Below are 21,514 nucleotides of genomic sequence, written 5' to 3'. Positions count from 1 at the left end.
CACTCCTCGTCAGGGTCAGAGTCGGCGCCGGGTCGAGCCGGCTGGATCACCTACATATTCATGGACATCATTTCCGCCTACCGAGAAGTCGGGTCGTACCGGGGAGCCGCCGAGCTCTGCGGCACCACCCACAAGACCGTCAAACGAATCGTCGAGCAGTTCGAGGCCGGTGACACCCCGCGACCGCGAGCTGAACGCGCCCGCAACTACGACGCGGTGTCCGAACTCGTCACCCAACGAGTGGAGAAGTCCCAGGGCCGCATCTCCGCGAAACGGTTGCTCCCGATCGCACGGACCGCCGGCTACGAGGGGTCGGACCGCAACTTCCGCCGCCTCGTCTCGGATGCGAAAGCGCAGTGGCGCAACGAACATCATCGCGGACGCCGCCCCGCGCTGTGGACACCCGGCGAATACCTGGTCATTGACTGGGCCACCGTCGGCGGCCTGCACCTGTTCTGCGCCGTGTTGGCGTATTCGCGGTGGCGGTTCGCCGCCTTCGCCACCGACGAGCGTGCCACGACCACGCTGGCGTTGATCGCCGAAGCGCTCGCCGCGATCGGTGGCGTCCCGGAGAAGGTGCTGGCCGACCGGATGGGCTGCATCAAGGGCGGGGTCGTGGCGAACGTGGTGATCCCCACCCCGGACTACGTCCGCTTCGCCAGCCACTACGGCTTCGCCCCCGACTTCTGCCACGCCAACGACCCGCAGTCGAAGGGCATCGTGGAGAACCTCGTCGGCTACGCCCAGCGTGATCTGGCCGTCCCGCTGTTCACCGAGGCCGCGATCGTCGGCACCACGGTCGATGTCCGTACCGCGAACGCCGCCGCCCGCACCTGGTGCGCCGAGGCCAACGCCCGGATGCACACTGAGATCTGCGCGATTCCTGATGAGCGACTGCGCGACGAGCGGGAACTGTTGCACCCATTGCCGTCTCTGCGGTTGCAGATGGGGCCGGCGCCGGTGACCCGCAAAGTGGACCGGCTCTCGTGTGTGCGGTTCGCGTCCGCCCGGTACTCGGTCCCGACCCGGCTGATCGGGTCCTCCGTGCGGCTGGTTCAGTCCGACGATGCCCTGGTGATCGTCGAACCGGCGACCGGGCAGGTGGTCGCCGAACACGACCTCACCGCACCGGGAACCGCGTCGGTGCACGATGAGCACTACGACGGACCCCGCCCGGCCCCGAACCGGGCACCTAGGCCGAGAACGACTGTCGAGCAGCAATTCTGCGCTCTCGGTGCGAGCGCCGAAGCGTTCCTGGTCGGTGCCGCCGCGATCGGCAACACCCGCCTGGGACCCGAACTCGAGGTGCTGCTGGCGTTGGGCGCTGCGCACGGCACCGAGGCGTTGGTGGCGGCGTTGACCCGGGCGGTGGCATTCCGACGCTTCCGAGCGGCCGATGTTCGCTCGATCCTCGCTGCCGGTGCCGGAACTCCGCGTCCCAGGCCGGCCGGGGATGCGTTGATTCTGGATCTTCCGACGGCGCCGACCCGATCGCTCGACGACTATGCGATCGGCCCGCGCACGGACGGGAGCGCCGGCTCATGACCGAAACAGCGACCACCGCAGAAGGGCCGGTCACCCCTGCTCCACCGCCCGTGGTTCCGGTGCTGGCGGCGGACCTCGATGCCGGGTTGCGTCGACTCAAACTCGCCGCGATCCGTCGCACCGCACCCGAAGTCCTCCTGACCGCGAAGACCCAGCGCTGGACCCCGGAAGAGGTGCTGCGAACCCTCGTCGAGGCGGAGATCGCCGCCCGGGACGCCTCGAACATCGTGAACCGGCTCAAGGTCGCCGCGTTCCCGGTCACGAAGACGTTGGAGTCGTTCGACGTCGCGGCGTCATCGATTCAGCCCAAGGTGTTCGACTACCTGACCAGCCTGGAATGGGTTCGAGCGCAGTCGAATCTGATGATCATCGGACCAGCCGGCACGGGAAAGTCACACACCCTGATCGGGCTCGGGATCGCCGCGGTCCACGCCGGGCACAAAGTCCGCTACTTCACCGCCACCGACCTGGTCGAGACCCTCTACCGCGGACTCGCCGACAACACCGTCGGCAAGATCATCGACTCCCTGTTGCGGGTCGATCTGATCATTCTCGACGAAGTCGGGTTCGCCCCACTCGACGACACCGGCACCCAACTGTTGTTCCGGCTCGTCGCCGGCGCCTACGAACGCCGCTCGTTGGCCATCGCCTCACACTGGCCGTTCGAGCAATGGGGCCGATTCCTACCCGAGCAGACCACCGCTGTCAGCATCCTCGACCGGCTTCTGCACCACGCCACCGTCGTCATCACCGACGGCGAGTCCTACCGGATGAAAGACGCCCAACACCGAAAGGAGCGCCCCTAAAACACCCCCGAACTACAACACGGGGTGGGGACTCAGACTTGGCCACCAGCGGGGACTTCTACCTGGCCATTGACAACGGCCCTGCAGGACATGACCAACCACTTCCGCGATCCGATCGCCAAGGCCGTGGCCAAAATCGGTCGTACATCGAATGGAGGTTGGTTCGATGCCGGTCGGTGAGCCCAGACACTCCGAGCCGACCGCCCGCACCGAACAGTATTGCCAGAAAAGGGTCCCACCGGCCGGGGTCCTTTTCGCGGTGGGACAGACGGAAGACCCGACGTTTCCCATACGCCTCACGTATCCGGCCATCCGGGGCAAGACCTGTTGTATCCGGCGCGCCCACTGCCAGACTGAGTAGATGGGCGACTCCGCCGTCAACGTGAAGCAGCTGGACCTCTCGAACCTCGTCTCCGCTCGGCTCAGGCAGCTCGGCGATAAATACCAGGCCGCGTCACACCTCGTTTCGTCCGCAGGTTTCCAGGTCGGCTTCGTCCGGCTCGCGGGCGGGATGGCCGAATGGTCGCGCGAGCGGGACGGCCACAGGCAAATGCAGGAGCGCCTCTCGAATGAACAGTTCAACATCCTGATGTTGGCACCGGTCGACTACGCCTCACGTACAGCGATGACATGTCTGGACCTCTGTGCTGCAGCGGCCTATCGGCTGCGAAAATCTGTCCAATACGACGCTCGGGCAGGGATTCAGATCTAGATCACCTGCGTGAGGCTATGAACAAGGGTGTCGAGCTGCGCGCTGAACAGGGCGGATCGGAGCCTCTCAAGCGGACGCGTGACACCGTCACCCATAGACCGATCTCGGAGTACTCAATCGTCGGCAGCGATCAGCCGACCACCTCGATCGAATTCGATGGACAACGGTACGACGGAATCGCCCCAACCTCTCGTTTCGCTCGATTCGCCGAGACTCAATACGAGGCGTTCGTCCAAGCAGTTCGAGCGGACTTCCCCACTAATCGGGCGACGACGACGGCGTAGTCGGGCACAGAGCATCCGGGCCAGCGGGCACCGAGGCCCCGGGTGGCAAGACCCATCGAGGAGGACGCAGTCACAGGACCGCAACTAGCCTGCACGCCAGGCTCCTCCCCCTTCATCGTTCAAATACTGTCGACCGTCACTTAATTCCCCAGGGGTGTCCGTCACGTAATTCCCCATGCTCGGGCGTGCTGAGTCGAGGGTAACCCGAGCGGGCGGGGTGCGGGTCAGGTTGCGCCGGCGGTGCGGTGTCCGGGTCGTTTGCGGGGTCGGTAGGACGGTCCGTCCATCAGGGTTTGGTGGCTGGTGTTGATGAGCCGGTCGAGGAGGGACTCGGCGACGACCGGGTTCGGGAACAGCGGGTACCAGTCCTTCGGGGCGCGGTTGCTCGTCAGAATCAGCGGTTTGCCGGCGATCGCACGGTCCGAGACCAGATCGTAGAGGTCATCGGACTGGGTGGTGGTGTGCTCGCGCATCGCGAAGTCATCGATGATCAACACCAGCGGCCGGGTGTATTCGCGCATCCGCTGACCGATGGTGCGGTCGGCATGGCCCCCGGCGAGGTCGGCGAGCATGCGGGAGCACTTGACGAACCGCACGTCCCCACCACGGCGAGCAACATGATGCCCAAGTGCCTGTGCCACATGGGTTTTGCCTACTCCAACCGGACCGTAGAGAATCACCGACTCGCCGGCATCGAGCCAGCGCAAGGCGGCCAAATCCCGCAGCATCGCCGCCGGGAGTTTCGGATTCGCGGTGAAATCGAAGTCCTCGAACGTGGCCTGTTGCTCGAACCTCGCCCGCCGCAACCGGCGGGCCAGCGCCGCCGTTTCCCGGCGGGCGATCTCGTCCTCACACAGCACTTGCAGGAATTCGAGGTGCCCGAGCTGCCCGTCCCGGGTCTGAGCGAGCCGGGCGTCGAGGGTATCGAGCATCCCGGTCAACTTCAACGTCTTCAGCGCAGCACGCAGGCTGGGATCATGAATGGTCATCACAGAAACCTCACTGGTTCAACGTGATTGCAGGACAATCGGGTGGAGTCGCGGTCAGGCGGTGCGTTCGGCGTCGAAGGCGTCGGGTCCGCGCAGGAACGCCGGCGCCGGCGCGGCGGCCGGGGCGGGCCGTCCGTCATGTTCGGTGCCTGCGGCGAGGATGCCCTTGACGGTGCGGTAGCTGGGGTCACCGACCTCGAGGGCACGGGCGCACGCCGCATTCAGCCGCCGATCCTCGTAGCGATCCCGCAGCCGGACGATGCCCTGGATCGCCCGCAGCCGGTGCAGCGCGTTGACCTGCGACAACTCGCTGACCACGGCGACCGCGGCCGGGCCGATCTGCTCGGCCTGCGCCCGGCACCAGGACACCGTCTGCAGCGTGTAGGCGATCTTGTGCGGCGGGTAGTGCTCGGGGTTCGTCGACCGTCCCGACAGGTGCAGCACGTGGGTGGCGACCACCTGCTCGGTGTGGAAGATCTGCACCAGGTCGCCGCTGGTGCGGACCAGCACCTGCTGGCCGATCAGCCGCCAGGGCACCGAATACAGGGCCTTGCCGGCCTTGACATGACAGTCCGGGGCGACCTTCCCGACCTGATAGAGGACTGGCTCGAATGGTCGCGGTGGAAGCTGTGTGAGACGGCGCTTTTCGACGGCGTCGAACACCGCTGTCGGTTGCGCTCCGTCGAGACCGCGGTGCTGGTGCCGGCCGTAGACGTCGGTGCACCAGGCCAGGGCGGCGTCCTGCATCTGCGCCAGTGAGGTGAACTCCCGGCCCCTGAAGAACGAGTCGCGGATATAGGGCATCGGACGCTCGATGCGGGGTTTGTCCTTGGGTTTGCCAGCGCGGGCGGGGTCAATCAGCATCCCGTAGAACGCGGCGAGCTCTGCGTAGGCGCGGTTGATCTTCGGGTCGTACAGGTCCGGCCGGTCCACCCCGGTTTTGAGGTTGTCGCACACCATCCGGGCCGGGACACCACCGAAGAACTCGAACGCCGCGACGTGCGAGGCGCACCACGAGGACTGGTCCATCCGCAGCACCGGTTGCACGAACAGCATCCGCGAGCAGGTCAGGATCATCGCGAACGCCCACACCGCCACCCGCCGGTCGGTGGCCGGATCCCGCCACATCCCGAGCTTGCCGTAGTCGACCTGGGCCTCGTCACCGGGCGGGACCGGGCCCCGGGGCACCGTCACCTTCGTCTCCGCGATTTGATCGGCGAATTGCGCTGCCACATAACGACGTACCGTCGACTCGGACACCGCGACACCGTGGTCGTCACGCAGGCGTTGCGCAATCGTCGCGACCGTCACCGACGCCTTCAACTGCCCGTCAATCCAGTCGTGGTGCGCGGCGATCGCCGGCCACGTCACCGCCCGCGCTGCCGGGTCGTCGACCTCCGGGAACCATCCCGAGATCAGTTCCCGCCAGAGCGCCTCGTCGAACTTCCCGCCCTCGCCGGGCGTCAGCCCGGCCGCCAACGCGGGTGCCAGGTATTTCCGGATCGTCTTGCGGTCGATCCCCAGGGCCATCGAGATCTGCACCTGAGACCGGCCGGCATGCCAGTGCCGGAACAACTCCATCAGATCGGTCATCGTCCACGTTCTCCTTGCCACCGTCAGGCCCCTTCCCGGGCCCGTGTCGGTGGCCCAGTCAGGAGCGAACCTGCAGCAGCGCCGGAACCCCGGCCGACACGCCCCAGGGTGGGGAATTACGTGACGGCCGGGTGGGGAATTACGTGACGGACAAACCCCTCAACCTGGGGAATTACATGACCGCTGACAAAATACCGTGGTCGCGATCTGTTCGTCGTACACGTGACGACGTCAGGGAGCGGTGGCAGCATTCACCAGGTGCGGGACATCGCCGTCATCGACACGAGCACCGGAAGGTACTGGAACATTACCTCTCCGAGTCACAGCGAGCTCACTGCGGACGCGAGTGCGGTACTCGGCCTCCGGACTCGCACGAGGACGCATGGAGGGGCACATCGCTGGCGGATTCCACGGCGACGCGCACACGCAATTGCTCACCCGACTGCTCGCCGAGGTCAACCTCTCCCCCACCTGGCATCAGAGCGCTGATATCAGGAAACTGACAGCTGGCGCTCTAGGGATACCACCGACCCACACACCACTGCGGAACAGACATGCAACCTCTCTGCTGGGGCGTTTCCCTCCGAAACGCCCGCCACAGCGCCGCTCAGATGGCAAAGGCGGCCGCCGCTTGCTTCGACGCGCTCGAACATTTCGCAGCTGCAGGTCGGACTGCCACTGGCGACCCGATGACGAACTGAGCGACAGATGCCCCGACGCGATCTCCAGATCCCACCGCGAATCCCGAATCCTCCGGCGCCTTCGCGGTCGTCACATTGCGGGGTTGTGGGTTTCTTGCGGCCCTATTTCGTTAGCGCGATCGATGGTTTGGCCGCGACCGGGACGACTGTCCACTCACTTCTGGCCGTCCCCGTCGCTGTTGCGCCGATGATTGTTCTCGCGCTCTGGGTAGTAGTCGCAAACAAGAAGTAGGGCTCGTCGGCGCTACTCTGCCGCCTGTGTGCGTTCGTCGTCCCCGAAGAAGTATCCGGTCAGAGCCGCTGTGATCAGATGGGACCGCGACTTCGCGGCGAGATCGACGACGAGTTGATCAATGACGTCGAAGTCGGACTTGAACAGGCGGTATGTCACTTGCGTTTCAGAATCGTCACGTGACGATTTGGGGCGAATGCCACGGGGCGCGAAGAGCCCTCCCCCGATTCGTCCACCGGGGTACAACAGCTCGGGTAGACGCTCATGCGTCGCCTCGATCGCGACAATGAAGATCTGACCGTTGGTCATTCCCGTTTGCTCACGAAGCTGCTCAAGCTTTGCGTGGCACTTTGCCGGAACCCGAACGCTTGACGACTTCCCACCGCCGTCCGCGTCTGCCACCGACCCACGCTCAGGTGGCGCTTCGCGATTCGGTTCAACTTCCACATCATCAGATCCCTCGATGTACTGGGATGCGATGTGTTCGACCGATCGAGCAGCCGGCGATCGAAAGGTCGAAGCCAACGGACGGTGTTCCCCAGTGGCTTGAGGTCGACCATGTTCCTGCGTCACGACGATGTACTCCGATGCTGAACAGGGAGCGAGAGGCACTCGCTCGTACCCAAATGATCTTGATGTGTTTTATACAGCCCGCCCTGGACTACTCGGCTCGGCGGTACATACCGTCAACAGTGCCCTAGGAGCGCACCTTCAACGTGAAACGCGATGTTATATGAACAACATAGACCAACTCATGCCTATACCAAAGAGAGCAGTGCGGACGTACATGCCTCCACAGTTGATTCACATGCATACCCGTCCCAGTGTCGTACCAATATCATCCCAAAATAGCGATGAAACAATTTTCGAGATGTTTCTATGCAATCTTGATAGCCAGCACACGCAATCTTGCCAGTCTCATGGGATGCAGATGGGACGGCCTAGAGATTGGTTCGAACTAATATTGATTGCTTTCCGCTTTCCTATCCTTTCACGTTCGGGATACCTTGTTTGGGAACTGCATCTACCACTTAGAAGAATTCGGGACGATTGCGTAACGATGGGTGACACCCACACCGCATGATGGCATCATGTTCATATGACGGTGCCAAATGGCGAGGGCCTTGAGCTTGGCCTTCCGTGGGTCGAGGATCTGCGCTGGCACCGCGATCAATGTAGGCAGTCTCGCTTCCAATGGAGCGGCAGTGAGGCGCTTCTCGCGGCCACAGAGTTCACCCGCGGCCGCCACGACTTCACCTCCCTGATGGATCTGCGCGAGCTGAACGAGGGCCGGCGCGCTGCCACCGAGTACGCCGCAGTCTGTCAACGCGCGTTCGGCGAGGCAGTCAGGCAAGCCCGACGGGCTATCTGTCCCACCTCCTGGGTGACTGTCGCCGCCGAACTGGACTCGACGGTCGACGACTGCTCGGCCAGCTCACACTTTGCGACCTGGTCAAGCCCTGCAGATAGAACAAATGCCCAGGTGGATCGGGTTCATCGCATCGTCGATGGTCTCTACTTCTCGAACCCTCTGATTCGGGCATGGGAGCTCAAGCAGCTCTGGGACCTGTACAAGGCCGCCGAGAACATCCTCGAAGACACCGTGATCGACCTCGTCGTCGAGCTCGACAGACAGCGACGCGCTCAGGACATCGCCGATGCGATCGGCGTCATCACTATCGCGGGCCTCCACCATCGAATCAGCCTCCAACGAAGCCGGCGCGGCACGGTCGGCGATCCCCGCAGACGACCGAATCAGTACAGGTAGGACACAGTTCTGCGAGCGTTTCACGCATGTGTTCACGCAAGTGATTCCCTATATCTTCACGCGAACGGGACTTCTCACCTTTCACGCTGTCAGGCCTCGCACTCAACGTTCGATCCGCAGAGCCTTCCGGTCGGGTGCCAGCTCGATCTCACGCACTGCACCTAGCGCCCAGTTGCGGTACTCGGTCACGCATCTCATTCGGTTTACCCCCTCGCACTCGGACCCGCAGCGAGGGCACGTATCGGTTCACGTATTACAACCAGTGATGTTGTCCGCATAAGCGACAGGATTAGTTCACGTGCAAGCACCTGCACTGGTCTCCCGCGTCTAATCACGCCCGTGTGCACGTGTTGACACAAGCATGTAGCCACGTTCGGGCCATCGCAGAAGATCACGCATCTGTCCACGTAGTTTGTCCCACTTGACATCCGGCAGTCTGTCCCGCGTTTGTTCATGCTGATGGTCACGCGGTATGACACGCAATGCTTCACGCATGCTCTCACGCGACGTCTCACGCGTGTCTTCCTACGTAAGTCAACGCAGGACAACTAGGTGCTCGTCACGCGTTTAATACCGCCAGAGTTCACGCGTGCCATGCCGCATGTCCTCACGTAGGTTAACCAGCGTGTCGCCATGCGTATGACCACGCCGATTGACCTGCCGAATGACACACTTGATTCCACGCTGGTATTCATGCCGATCACCACGTCTACTATCACGCCAGTTACCAGGCATGATGACCTGCCGAACTACCTGCGTTGCCTCATACGGTTGCGCCCGTTGTATCTCACGCGTTTGCTCACGCAGATCTACCTACGGTCTGCCCCGCGTGGCATACGGCAAGTTGTCCAGGAATCCTGCTAGCTTCACTGGGGAACCACTCGTCACAACCAAAGTCCAATGGGAGAACTGCCATGTCCATGCACGTCGTCGAGACCTCAACTGCAGAGCAGCAGGAACTGCCGGTGTCGTTCGGATTCTTCAACGGCAAGGGGGGAGTGGGAAAGACAAGCTGTGCCGCCAACTGCGGCGGACTCCTTGCCGCCGCCGGATACCGAGTTCTGATCGGTGACTTCGACCCCCAGGGGAACCTGTGCCGCGATCTGGGCTACGACAAGCGTGACGGATCCGAACTGTTCACCGCGCTCCTGCAAGGGTCCGCGCCTCCGATCGTCCACAATGTCGGCGGCCGCGAGAATCTCGATGTGGTGCCGGGTGGTCCCGCGATGTTCGACCTGGCTGCCGTCATGGTTTCCCGCCAGCAGCGTCAGGGTGGTAAGCGGCTCGGACAGCTCGTTCGCGCCATGCTCCTGCAGGTTGCGCATAACTATGACGTGATCATCTTCGACACTCCGCCCGGTGATTTGACCATCATGGAGGCATTGATGGAGGTCGTCCAGGCTGTGGTCATCCCAGTCAGGGCGGACGACGCAAGCCTCGACGGGTTGGAAACAATTGCCGGCCAGTTCTCGGCGACACGCGATGGTGATCCAGACCGTAATCTACCGGCTGTCAACCCACGGCTGCAGTTGGCAGGTATTTGCCTGTTCGGTGTGGGTTCGCGTTCAACCAAGCTCACGGCGAAGATCCGCCAATCCGTCAACGAGATGATCGGGGATGCCGCCCCCATCTTCGAATCCCGGATCCGGACGATGGAATCTACGGCCTACGATGCCCGCCGGGAGGGCTTGCTGGTCCATGAGCTGGAACAGCAGACCGAAGTCGCCAAAGTCGCACGTTTCGCCGCACTGAAGAAGGGCGCCAAACCGACGGATCAGATACTTTCGCGCAATGCGTCCGGGTTGGCCGAGGACTACGCAGAACTGACACGCGAAATCCTCGTTCGTCTGTCGACCATCAGCGAGGAGGTGGCATCGGCATGACCGAAACCAGCACTCCCCGCCGCAAGAGCCTTGCCAGTGCTTTCGCTCCGAAAGGTAACCGAGCGGAGGGTTTAGCCGGCCTCCTTCCGACTGCAGGCAACCCCACCCAGCCTCGGCGCTCTACCCCGATCACCGAGGTAGAACCAGCCGCGGAGGAGTCTCGGCATGTCGAGAAGGCGCCTGCAGCGCAGGAGCCGCCACAAGCTCAGGCCCAACCACCCGCTCCTACCACTACGGCGCCCATTCGCTCCGAGCCGGCTCGTAAACCAGAACCGACCCCACCACCTGCACCCGTCGAAAAGCAGGATCCAATCTATGAGCCTGTCCCGGACCCGACCCCGGTCCTCGACGATGATGTCGAACCTTCGACGGAAACCGGGAAGGTGACCGTGACGGCTTACCTGGATCGCACCACGCGTGATGCACTGCAGAGCCGCGCGGCCGAAAGTAGGTGTGATCACGCTGATGTGGCTATCGAGGCCTTCGATTCTGTTGGGATCGCGGGACTTCGCAGCCTGTTCCAGCCGGTGGCCCGGCGATCCGCAGCCGGGATCCCGATGCATCAGGAGCCATTCGCGGTCAAGGGTCCCGTTGAGACGTGGTTCCGGTTCACGACGGCACAGAGGGACTGGCTTGACGCTCAGGTGAAGGTGGTGGGATCGAAGTCCCGAAGCCGGCTTCTCGCTGGCGTCTTGTCGCTGCATCTTCGGACGGCGTCTCGGTAGTGACGATGGGGTAGGGCGGTGGGGGAGTAGAACCTCGCCGCCCTACCTCTTGATCGCTTCCCGAAAGCTCAGCGGTGGTGCGTGCGAAGGCACTTCAGGTGTCTTTGAACCCACTCCCCACCCCACTCCCCACCCCACTCCCCACCGTAGTGGGGAGTGGATTTTACCGTTTGATCAGGTATTTCTTCCCAATCCCCCCACTCCCCACCGAGTCGCCCCGCAGGTCACACGTAGGGGTTGTTGTTCATCTGAAACCGCGGTCGGGCGAGTTTGGTCAAACAGTCCATGCACCGCGGCATGATGCGGCGACGAAGATTTTGTTTCCCATCTGTCACACAGCGCTGGGTCGAAGGATCTTCCTCAAACCAGAAGCGGATTTTTGGTGAAGGTGAGGGGATGCACGATGAACGGCGACACACCGACAACACGTCATTCAACGTTTCCGAAGCAGTTTCTGTTTAGGCTCTTCGCATGGGACGGCCACACAAGGGAACGCGCAAGTGCATATCAGTTCGTGCACCCCTTCAACAGCACAGCTTCTACGAAGCACGCGCCGAAGAGCTCGGACTCGAGCTCGGCGACTACGCCCTGCTCGTCATGGCCCGTGCGTACAACCTGGATGTCCCCGACTACATCCTCAAGAAGTTGGACCCGGAAAAACTACGGGCGCACGACGAGCGCTATGCGGTCTCCGATTCGTCCGACAACGAACTTTCAATCTCGGCATGACCTGGCCATAGATAGCGAAAGACCCCCACTGCTTGCCGGCCTGCGGGGGTCCTTCGTTCCGTTGATTACGAACTGAGTCCTGGAGGGGACCTGGTTCATAAATACGAGTCCTGGAGGGGACCTGTGCCCATACTAACCCGGGCCGCACCGCGCTTGCCAGATCTCGTGGCGCGTGTGTCTGAGGCGGCTTCGTGACTGCTATCACTGCTGGAACCATTCAGATCGGTCGGATGTCGTCATTCGACCGGGTTCGTGCTGCTGCCGAACGCAATGGCGGGGTCAACGAACGCGGCTCGACCCAACTGATGGCGCGGTGCCCGATCCATGGAGACCGTCACGCGTCGATGTCCGTGACCTGGGTCGATGGGCATAGGGGAGGAATGGTGCTGCTTCACTGCCACGGCTGTGAAGCTCCCGTCTCGGAGATCGCCGAGGGTCTGGGTTTGTCGATGACGGACCTCTTCGACGAACCGCTGCCTGATCGCGATGCGCTTACACGCGTAGGCCGATCTCCCCGACGACGTGGTGCCGGGCGGCGCCGGCCGAAGGGTGGACGACTTCCCGCCCGGATCGCGCTTCCGGACGTGACACCTGATGCTCAACACCGGTGGGATCGAGTCAAGGTCTACTCGTATGTATCTGCAGACGGCACTTTGGTGCAGGAGGTAATCCGCGAGGAATGCACGAGCTGTGAAGCTGGCCGGCACAAGCAGTTCCGACAGATTTTCGTGGATGCCGCAGGGACCCGGCTCAGACGTAAGCCGGAGGGTTTTGAACCGGTCTTGTATCGACTCCCGGAACTGCTGTCAGCAATCTCGAGCCATTCGCCTGTGTGGTTACTCGAGGGGGAGAAGGATGTCGAGACAGCCGAGTCGCTTGGACTGGTTGCCACGACCAATGCTCAAGGCGGACTGAACTTCCCTCTCTCATGTGCTGACCTTTTCGAAGGCGCTGAGGTTCGCATCGTGCTCGATCGCGACTCCGTCGGATGGAAGCGAGGTATCGAACTCGCATCTCTGTTGGGTGGCAGTGGCGCCCAGGTCCAGCTCTTGCTGTCCGCAACGGCGGAACCCAAATCTGATTTTACTGACCACGTCGATGACGGACATTGGTCGACCGACTCGATGTGGGGTGGCCTCATCCCTGTTCGGGCTGGGGAAGTCGCTGCCCACGGCTTCGCTGCCGACGTAATCGAGAAGCAAGCACTAATCGAACTTGCGCTGGCAGAGGCGACCGCCAGAGTTGATCGTGCAAGTGAGCGGGACGGAGACGAAGAGTTCCGACGCGCACAGCGGTGGGCGCTCGAATCGGAGCGACGTTTCGAGGATCTGACTGAACTTCTGGACAAAGTTCGACAGCAGGCCGCGGCTGAAGGCACCGATTGGGCGGGAGAAGCGGTCGAGAATGCCATGACCGCATGGCGTGCCGCGCTCGTTGCAGCTCGGGCCACACACGATGTCGCGCGAGTTCCTGTTCCACCGATTCTGCAAGATCCCGAGCTTGAGCCCGTACCGGGTGCGGTTCAGGACTCGCTCAGCCCCGTTGATTCACAGCGGGTCTGGTCCGACTCGGAGAGTCTGGCTACGCCGCTGAACAGCATCCGGGGGCGCAATGTTATTGCTCCGGTGTATCGGATCATTGATGGGAACTTGGTCGAAATCGTCACGACCAAGAGCGGTGATCAACAGGCGAAACTCGTACTGGACCTCGATGCGCGGATCGTTGAGATGGAGTATCTCGAAGTTGCCGATGCGGGTATCGACGTCGACGAGCCGGAGTTGATGGGTCGAGCAGCGATGGCCGGTCAGAGTGAAGTCAACCCCGCCGCACCTCAAGAACTCACCGCGGTGGTTATCGGCTACACCCATCCGGAGAGCCGAGAGTTTCTGCGGATCCGGATTCCGGCGAAGGAGTACCGGGATTGCGGCTGGGTCGATACCTTGCCGGGTCCGCCTGCCTACGACTCTCGCCCCAGCGGAGTGGCGAAGCTGCGAGATGCACTCAAGGGCGCAGGTGGGCGCGAAATCCGACGGGTGGTGCGATACCGCTCGACAGGGTGGCGCCGCGATGATCAGGGCAAGTGGTTCTTCGTTCATGCTGGGGGAGCCATCGACGAGAATGGCGGACGGGTAGCCCCTGTTCTGCTGACCGGCCCCCTGAAGATGTATGACCTTCCCGCACCGACGCCCGACCCGGTAAGGATCCGAGAAGCATTCCTTCGTCATTCCGGCTCGATGCTCGAACGCACCCCGACGCGAGTTTCGGCCGCTCTACTTGGGCAGGTATTCAGGTCCGCATTGGGTCCGAACCCGTGGGTTCTTACGTTGGTCGGATCGCCTAACAGCTACAAGACCTCACTCGCGTCATTGGCGATGCACCACTGGGGAGAGAAATGGGATCGCCGGCGACCGGCGACATCGATGTCGGGCAACGGCGACACATTGAATGCATTGCGGATCAAGCTTAACGCCGCAAAAGATGCTCTGTACTGGGCGGACGATGTCGCACCAACCCGAGACTTCGGGACTGCGCAGAAGGCGCTCGAAGAGTTCGCTCGCATGGTGCACAACGGTGAGCAACGCTCGAGAAGCACACGTGATGGTCTAGGGGTTCTGGACGGAACCCCGCCCCGCGCGTCTGCTTTGGTCACCTCCGAGATCATGCCGCGGCCAGGATCTGCAGCTCAGCGGATGCTCGTGGTGCCGCTGCAGGCGCGGGAAATCGAACTGAACGTTTTGAAGGAACTCGATACTGCGCATTCCCGTCATGGCCGCGCCTTGTTGATGGCCACGTACCTGCAATGGTTATGCCCTCGGTTGGACATTGTCCGCGCCGAGGCGTTCGCCGAAGGTGAGCGGTATAGCGAGCGTTTGCGCACGAGCGGCGAAAGTGTTCGTCAGGCAGACGCTTTGGGGTCTCTGTGGGCGGGCTGGCATGCGATGTCACGTTTCCTTGTTGATGTAGGGGCGTTAACGGAGAACGAAGTCGCGCAGGTCGGGGACCTGGTCACGATGGGCTTGTCTGATGCCGCTGCTGCGGCGACTGACCCAGATCTGCCAATGCGGACCGGTGCGCGAGTACGGGAGTTGTTGGTACACGCACTGAGAAATGGTCACGCCTACGTGGAGGACGTCGACACCGGGCAAGCTCCATCGGATTGGTCGATGGCGGCATGTCTTGGATGGCGGCGCAGTGTGGTGGGTGAAACATCCGACGGCACCCCTCGATGGCGTGCGGAAGGTCGTGGCGTTCGATTGGGATATGTCGTGGCCAACCCGCGGCCGTGCGATGGTCAACCACAAGTCTTGTTGGACCCGATGGCCCTCGAACAGGTGTTGAAAGCCACTGGTCAGACGATGACCGATACCTTGCAGATCGATCGCGGTACCGCCTTGAGGGCTCTCTATGACGAGGGCGTGCTGATCGCGGAGGAACGGAAAGGCAGAATGCCGCGGTACACGGTGCAGCGGATGGTCAAGTGCGAAAACCGCAGGCAGCGCATGGTTGCACTGCGGCTGCACAAGTTGCTCGGTAGCGATGGTCCGGAAGACCAAGTAACCAGCGATGCAGGATCAAGTGACCCGACACTCGGTGGCGATTCCAGCGACTCTTCCACGCCTGTGCCCGGTGGTCCGGCTCTGTTCGATGGTTGGATCGCCGATCTGAACAGTCCAGGGTCCGGCGTAGCTTCGGGTGATTCGTCTAACGAAGTCATGAGCCTGACCAGCTCTCATTCCGAACAGGAGCCTGAGATGGCTATCGAGACCGATGCCGAAGGGCATACCGCTGATGGAGTGCAGATTTCACCGGTTTCCATCTGCGCCCTGTGTGGCGGCGAGGACGCCGGATGGCAGATCGACGGCTTGGTGATGCACCTTCCCTGCTGGTGGCAAAGCACCGCCGCCACCCGATCAGCAGCTGCAGCAACCGGCGACACAGTCGGACAGGTTTCGCCAATGGTGAAGGACGAGCCGGTGGCGGCTCCCGTCGAAACGACGTCTCGTGAGACTGCTGCAGCAACGCCGGCCATCGTCGCGACGGCGGAGACCACGCACCAGCCGACCACGACAACCCCGGCACCGAAACTTGCAGCAGGAGATGCACGGACCACCTTCACCGCACCCGCGGCAGTACTCGACGTCGATGGCGCCTGGCTTCCCGACGGCACCCGTCACGACCTTGCCTCGCAGATCACCCATGTCGGCGATGTCGCGGAGCTCGTAGCGACGTTGAACCTCGGCACGTGGACGTCCGACAAATGGTCGGTGCCTGGGCAGATCTGGATCACCGACGCGATGGCGCAGCACATGGGAATCGACACCAGCAGTCTGGGCAAGCGCAATCGAAACGACAGGCTCAAGGAACTGACCGCACAATCTCCGTTCGTCACAGAGGCTCTCTCCGAGGGCTGGCAGCTCGGCGGCAAGGAGGGGGACCGCCTCGGCACTTGGACGCGAGTGTGGAAAGGTGAAACCCGTGGTGTCTGGGTGACACTGACCTCCGGCATGAGCCAGGACCCCAAGGAGATGCCCATTCTTGGTGACTCGCCGGCACCCGCCACACTGGCGCGACGCCTGTCACTCCTAGCAAATGCTCTGCGTTTCCCCTGGGCTGTGAGCCCGGCATCGACGGGCATCGACCTGATGATCGCCGCCCGGCCGAAGGAATGGAAGCGCGTATTCGCACCCTCCGATGCCGAGTTCGCCAAGAAGTTCCAGATCTTCGAGGCAGATATCGACTGGTCACGGACCTTGTCTGACGACGAAGCGAAGTGCCGTTACGTCCATGCCTTCGACCGCGGCGGTTCGTACGCGGCAGGAATCGCCGGCCTCGAACTTCCGATCGGCGAACCTGCGCATCATTCGAACGGACTACCGTTCGATCGCAAGCTCCCCGGGTACTGGCTCGTGGAGATCCCCGAGTCCGCGGACTGGCGGTTCCCGAATCCTCTCAACCCGATGGGTTTGTCAATTTCCGAGCCGAAGTGGGTGACTACACCCACCCTCGAACGCGCCAGCAGTCTCGGGTACGAACCCGAGATTCTGGAGGCCTACGTGTGGCCTGATCACGGACGGGTCCTCGTCCCGTGGTACGAACGGATCCGGGATGCGCGCATCGCCTTGGACATCAAGGACGATCTCGACGCGCAGTTGGCTCGCGAACAGAACAAAGTCATCTATACGCACACGATCGGCATTCTCAATTCCGATCTGCACTTGGCAGGACGCCCAGGATATTCACCAGAGCGTCACCACCACATCGTCGCCAAGTCGCGGGCCAACATCATGTACCGGATAGCTCAGATCGGCGAAGACACCGGACAATGGCCCGTCGCAGTCACCAAAGACACCGTGCTCTACGTGTCGGATGAATCCGATCCCAAGCTGGCGTGGCCTGGAGGACCGAAGCAATTCGGACGTGGTTTCGGCCAGTACAAGCCGGAAGGATCCGCACTCCTCGCCGAACATCAGCAGTACCTGGACGGCAAGGGCTACCGGGGCAAGTCGGATCTGATCGCACCGGCTGAGTGGATGTCCGCCGGTATCAGCGCGGAAAGTGACTCGTGATGGCACGGAAGCCCCTCAGCCGCACTGCCTATTCGCGGATCGCCGACAGTCTGGCGGACTACGGCTCTGTGGTGGACAACCAGATCAATGTCGTAAGAGCCGCCAAGGAACTCCGTGTAACCCAGACAGCGGTGCGTGAAGTGCTGCGCGCTGAGCGCGGAAAGATGCAATCGGAATTCTTCGGCAAGCTGACCGGACGCCGAGGCTCCGACACTTCCGGTCGACCTGGATCCGCCAACCTCAAGGCTCAGCTACTTGCCGCTTACGGGCCCGGCAAACGGAGCGAAATCAACACTGCCGCCGCAGCACGCGATCTTGGGGTCTCTCGACGCACCGTGGAACGCTGGTTGGCCCCGGAAGGTCGGCAGCGAATCGCCAAACCACGAGCTGAGACCCTCAAAGCCCTAGCCCACAAGGCCAAACGAGCGGCCTCTACGCAGAGCGCACGTCGCGCGGCGATGTCGACTATGCGAAGCAGCAAACAAGGTAAGGCGTTGGCCAAGTACGGCGGCAAGATCAGGATCGATGCTGTTCAGGGTCCGGGACCGCGGGAGTATGCCCGGGATCGGTTGATCACCTTGGCGCTGACGCCTGACCAGGTCGAGGCGATGTGGAGTGCGTATGAACGCGGTGGCGACAAGGGAATGACCGACTGGATGAACACGCGAGCGCAGGACTACGTCGGTGGGTGGGAGTTCTTTCAAATTAACAGCTTCGACGTGGAACGGTAAGTTGTGGTCGTCCATCGAGGGCCTCGCTGGACGCGCAAACGTCTCGAGGCGATGCTCCGGACCTGTTACGGCGAAACTGCACGTGGAAGTGTTGACGTGCAGGCGGTCGCGGACGCTATGCATGTCTCGTCGCGCACCGTTAGGCGATGGTTGGCCGGCTCCAACCGCCGGTTGGCGGCCGTCCCACATCGTCGACTCGAGCAGCTGCGTCTGCCAGCCGCCGAGTCTGAGTTGCGGGGCCGGCAGCAGACCGACTACGCCCGCGAGGCGATCGCCCAGATCGCTCTCCCGAAGGACAAAGGAATTTTGCCTGTTTGGCGTGAGCGGGGTTGGCTCGAACCACACGTCGTGGCGATTCTTGACATCACTGGCAAGCCCTGGAAGCAGATTGTGATCAGCAACGGTTCGGCCCGCTCGATGAGTGAGTTCCGACGCCGCGGCTCCATCGTCGATGTCACGACGGTGCCGACGCGTTTCCATGGTGTCGTGCTTGCTCAGGAAGTGCTCGATGAGATCGAGCCGTGGAGGTTGCACCCGCTACCGGAGTTGCTTCCTCATGGTCGTACGCATGTGTGGTCGAACGACGCGCCGGCAGTCGATCTGTCGGTGTTAGCTGTGTCGAAGGAGTTGAGATGACAAACGAGAAGGAGATGAACATGGACAACGAAGCTAGCTCTGTCGAGAAACGAGCCAAGGCGCTGCTTTCGGAGTTCGTGCTCGATGACAACGCCGAGGGGGCGCACCGTCGTAAGGTCGATCTTTCGTGGTCATCGTCGGGCCGCTCACTGCCGTGATCGATTCGGTGGGGCCGCACCCATGGTTGCGCGTGAAAGATCCGCAGCCGTTGCCCGAGGCATCGAAGCCAGCACTCTTGGCGCGTCAGCTGCGTGAGCTGGACGAGAACAGCCTCGGCCGGCTGATACGCGATCACCTTGTGCCGCTCAGTTCGGACCGCAGTTACCGCACGCGGTGGAACGGATTCTGGTCATCTCTCGGGTTCGACCCGGTGCTGCGTGACCGCGCGACGAGGATCATCAATGGATTTCTCGATCTTGCTGAGGGAGCGCTCGAAGCCAACGATCAGGATGACAATCAAACTAAGCGCACCGAGAAGTTCTTCGATCGGTGTGAGGGTGCGCTCGATCGGATCCTGAAGCGCGAGGACGAACCGCTCGCCTGGGCGGGTGCGGCAGCAATGACGTTCAATCCGCCGGCTCGGGCAGTGATTGACCAGCTCGTGTCTGCAATCGAGAAGCACCGAAGCGATCTGGACAACGAAGCGCTGTGGGCGACACTCGACAGCGTCCGGAAGCAGTCCTTGGGCGGATCTGGACCGCGGAAACGCCGATCTCAGCGTTGAGGGGATAGTCACTCGGTTACAGCGTCAGTCAGTCGCTGAATACCAAACGTCCCCGGCACCCGGGTGTGCCGGGGACGTTTTCGCTGTTCAGGTAGTGTTTTTTCCTACACAAGTGGGTAGATTCGGTGTTGTCCTGCTGACGGGGACGACGGGACGGGGGGACGGGGGCGGACTGACCATCTGCCGTTCACGCTGAGTGTTTTTTTGTGTACTCGGCATGAGTGGCCGGGTTGCTCCGGCCACGTTCACCACTGGTGTGTGGTGTTCCCGCAGCGATACCGTCTGCCCGCTGGTGGCGGGTCTTATGGTTGGTTTCTGTCGGGCTGCTTTTACGTCTCGTCCGCAACTCGCCGGAGACGTGCCATCCTCAACGGACACCGCGAGTGCAGCGAGGTTCAGGGCAGCGTTGTGATCACGATCGCCGCGGTAACCGCAGTGGTCGCAGACGAACACCCGAACATTAAGGGGCAGTTTGGTTTTCACTGCCTGACAGTTCGAGCAGGTCTTACTCGACGGATACCACCGGTCCGCCACATGCAGACCGGTGCCAGTCCAATCGGTCTTGTAAGTCAACTGCCGTCGAATTTCGGCGAGAGCCGCATCACCGATCGCGCGATTCAACCCACGCTTGTAGGCGCCACCGGATCGGCTCATTCCGGAGACATTGAGGTCTTCGACGACGACGGTGTCGTAGACGCGGACGAGTTGGGTGGTGAGTTTGTGAAGGTGGTCGCGGCGACTGTTGGCGACCCTGGCATGTATCCGCTGAATCTGGTCCTGCGTGCGGAGCCACCGATTCGAGGGCTGCTGGCGGGTACGGCGGTCCGGGCCGGTGCGGCGAGCTCCTCGGCGTTGCAGGCGCCGCAGCTTCTTCGCCTGCTTGCGAGCGTGTTTCGGGTTCTCGATCAGTTCACCGGTCGAGAGAACCGCGAGGTGCTTGACCCCCACATCGACCCCGACCACCGATCGCGGACCGGTCGTGGTGGGCGGGAGGGCTCGTGCAGGGAGAAGCGTCTCGACGGAGAACGACACCTGCCAGCGACCCCGCCGGAACGACACAGTCGCCGACCGGATCCGGGCCGTCCCGGCAATGGTTTTACGCGCCAGCTTGCGGGTCGACTCGGCAGTGCGCACCACCCCGATCCGGGGAAGTTGGACATGGCGGCGATCCCCGTCGGTGGTGACCAAGCCGATACAGCCGGTCGTGAACCGGCACGAGGATGCAGCACGTTTGCTCTTGAATCGAGGAAACCTCATCGTCCCCGCACGTTTCCCTGAACGCGCCGCTGACCAGTTCGACAAGGCATTTGCGCAGTTCGCGATCCCGGAACTGTACGCCTCTTTCGAATTCGCCGACCACCACACCTGCCCGGTCTCGGGGTTGACCGCGACGTCGTCCTTGACGGTGTTCCAGTGTTTGCGCAGGCTGTACGCGGACCACGACATCGACGGGGTCAATCCCGCATCCGGAACACCGTAGGATCGTTCCGCGGTCCGTTGATCGAGGTTCGACTTGACCTGCGACAGCGCCCAGTTGTAGGCGAAACGCTGTGCCCCACAATTCGAACGCAACGCCTCGACCTGCCCCGGGGTGGGATCGAGAACGTACACGAACGCCCGGATCACCACCCGAGACGGATCCGGCGCAGCGATGTCGGCAGTGGGATCAGCAAGTGCAGCAGTGGCCGTCATGGGCGGTCCGGCGCGGCGGTCACGGCAGCGGCGTCACTGCGACGGGCACTGCGCTGCCCGTACAGGCGGGCACACCGCAACGTCATCACCTCGGTCATCTCACACACCAGATCATCAGCCTGAATCGCCCCGGGTCTGTCGGAGGCTCTCAAACCTGTGAAGGATGGAGAGCATGGCAGCACCACGGAAGTACAGCG

Annotated in this window: 15 protein-coding genes; 11 read left to right on the top strand and 4 right to left on the bottom strand. The window is 62.4% G+C overall.

The annotated features are described in order from the left end of the window. Positions 1–60: 60 nt before the first annotated feature. The 3 genes from istA (MLGJGCBP_RS04460) (at position 61) to MLGJGCBP_RS04450 (ending at position 3,063) form a co-directional block, all read left to right on the top strand. Complete coding sequence (istA, locus tag MLGJGCBP_RS04460) at positions 61–1,545, top strand: IS21 family transposase (protein ID WP_160094200.1); 1,485 nt, start codon at positions 61–63, stop codon at positions 1,543–1,545. Further along, positions 1,542–2,351, top strand: a complete 810-nt coding sequence (gene istB, locus MLGJGCBP_RS04455) for an IS21-like element helper ATPase IstB (protein WP_160094199.1) — start codon at positions 1,542–1,544, stop codon at positions 2,349–2,351. The genes istA (MLGJGCBP_RS04460) and istB (MLGJGCBP_RS04455) overlap by 4 nt, the downstream gene beginning before the upstream one ends. A gap of 361 nt (positions 2,352–2,712) precedes the next feature. Next, complete coding sequence (locus tag MLGJGCBP_RS04450) at positions 2,713–3,063, top strand: hypothetical protein (protein WP_043827246.1); 351 nt, start codon at positions 2,713–2,715, stop codon at positions 3,061–3,063. Positions 3,064–3,571: 508 nt separating this feature from the next. On the opposite strand, the gene istB (MLGJGCBP_RS04445) is transcribed toward MLGJGCBP_RS04450, so the two are convergent. The 3 genes from istB (MLGJGCBP_RS04445) to MLGJGCBP_RS04435 form a co-directional block, all read right to left on the bottom strand. Next, on the bottom strand, positions 3,572–4,336 hold the full coding sequence (gene istB, locus MLGJGCBP_RS04445) for an IS21-like element helper ATPase IstB (RefSeq protein ID WP_072816447.1): 765 nt from the start codon (positions 4,334–4,336) through the stop codon (positions 3,572–3,574). Between the two features lie 54 nt (positions 4,337–4,390). After that, complete coding sequence (gene istA / locus MLGJGCBP_RS04440; protein ID WP_160094198.1) at positions 4,391–5,929, bottom strand: IS21 family transposase; 1,539 nt, start codon at positions 5,927–5,929, stop codon at positions 4,391–4,393. A gap of 945 nt (positions 5,930–6,874) precedes the next feature. After that, on the bottom strand, positions 6,875–7,435 hold the full coding sequence (locus MLGJGCBP_RS04435; RefSeq protein ID WP_236580915.1) for a hypothetical protein: 561 nt from the start codon (positions 7,433–7,435) through the stop codon (positions 6,875–6,877). Between the two features lie 526 nt (positions 7,436–7,961). Here MLGJGCBP_RS04435 and MLGJGCBP_RS04430 point away from each other — a divergent pair. The 8 genes from MLGJGCBP_RS04430 to MLGJGCBP_RS04395 all read left to right on the top strand — a co-directional run bounded on the left by MLGJGCBP_RS04430 (position 7,962) and on the right by MLGJGCBP_RS04395 (position 19,625). Continuing rightward, complete coding sequence (locus MLGJGCBP_RS04430; RefSeq protein ID WP_012686738.1) at positions 7,962–8,630, top strand: hypothetical protein; 669 nt, start codon at positions 7,962–7,964, stop codon at positions 8,628–8,630. Between the two features lie 914 nt (positions 8,631–9,544). Next, positions 9,545–10,513 (top strand): ParA family protein, encoded by a 969-nt coding sequence (locus MLGJGCBP_RS04425; protein ID WP_005574273.1) that lies wholly within the window; start codon positions 9,545–9,547, stop codon positions 10,511–10,513. Between the two features lie 1,196 nt (positions 10,514–11,709). Beyond that, the gene (locus tag MLGJGCBP_RS04420) at positions 11,710–11,967 is read left to right on the top strand and encodes a hypothetical protein (RefSeq protein ID WP_012686736.1); all 258 of its coding nucleotides are present in this window, start codon (positions 11,710–11,712) and stop codon (positions 11,965–11,967) included. A gap of 191 nt (positions 11,968–12,158) precedes the next feature. Further along, complete coding sequence (locus tag MLGJGCBP_RS50325; protein ID WP_012686735.1) at positions 12,159–17,534, top strand: telomere-binding protein; 5,376 nt, start codon at positions 12,159–12,161, stop codon at positions 17,532–17,534. Continuing rightward, positions 17,534–18,265, top strand: coding sequence for a hypothetical protein (locus MLGJGCBP_RS04410; RefSeq protein ID WP_012686734.1), 732 nt, complete (start codon positions 17,534–17,536; stop codon positions 18,263–18,265). The genes MLGJGCBP_RS50325 and MLGJGCBP_RS04410 overlap by 1 nt, the downstream gene beginning before the upstream one ends. Positions 18,266–18,415: 150 nt before the next feature. After that, positions 18,416–18,901, top strand: a complete 486-nt coding sequence (locus MLGJGCBP_RS04405; RefSeq protein ID WP_308821638.1) for a hypothetical protein — start codon at positions 18,416–18,418, stop codon at positions 18,899–18,901. Next, entirely contained in the window at positions 18,898–19,059 is a 162-nt protein-coding gene (locus MLGJGCBP_RS04400; RefSeq protein WP_158306526.1) for a hypothetical protein, read from the top strand. The genes MLGJGCBP_RS04405 and MLGJGCBP_RS04400 overlap by 4 nt, the downstream gene beginning before the upstream one ends. Continuing rightward, positions 19,029–19,625, top strand: coding sequence for a hypothetical protein (locus MLGJGCBP_RS04395; protein ID WP_012686732.1), 597 nt, complete (start codon positions 19,029–19,031; stop codon positions 19,623–19,625). Before MLGJGCBP_RS04400 ends, MLGJGCBP_RS04395 begins: the two co-directional genes overlap by 31 nt. Before the next feature lie 87 nt (positions 19,626–19,712). Here MLGJGCBP_RS04395 and tnpB read toward each other — a convergent pair whose 3' ends face one another. Beyond that, complete coding sequence (gene tnpB / locus MLGJGCBP_RS04390) at positions 19,713–21,317, bottom strand: IS607 family element RNA-guided endonuclease TnpB (RefSeq protein WP_012686731.1); 1,605 nt, start codon at positions 21,315–21,317, stop codon at positions 19,713–19,715. Positions 21,318–21,514: the final 197 nt, after the last annotated feature.

It is taken from the genome of Rhodococcus sp. T7 (assembly GCF_009872365.1).
Lineage (GTDB): Bacteria > Actinomycetota > Actinomycetes > Mycobacteriales > Mycobacteriaceae > Rhodococcus_F.
This window is presented reverse-complemented; position numbering and strand designations above follow the sequence as displayed.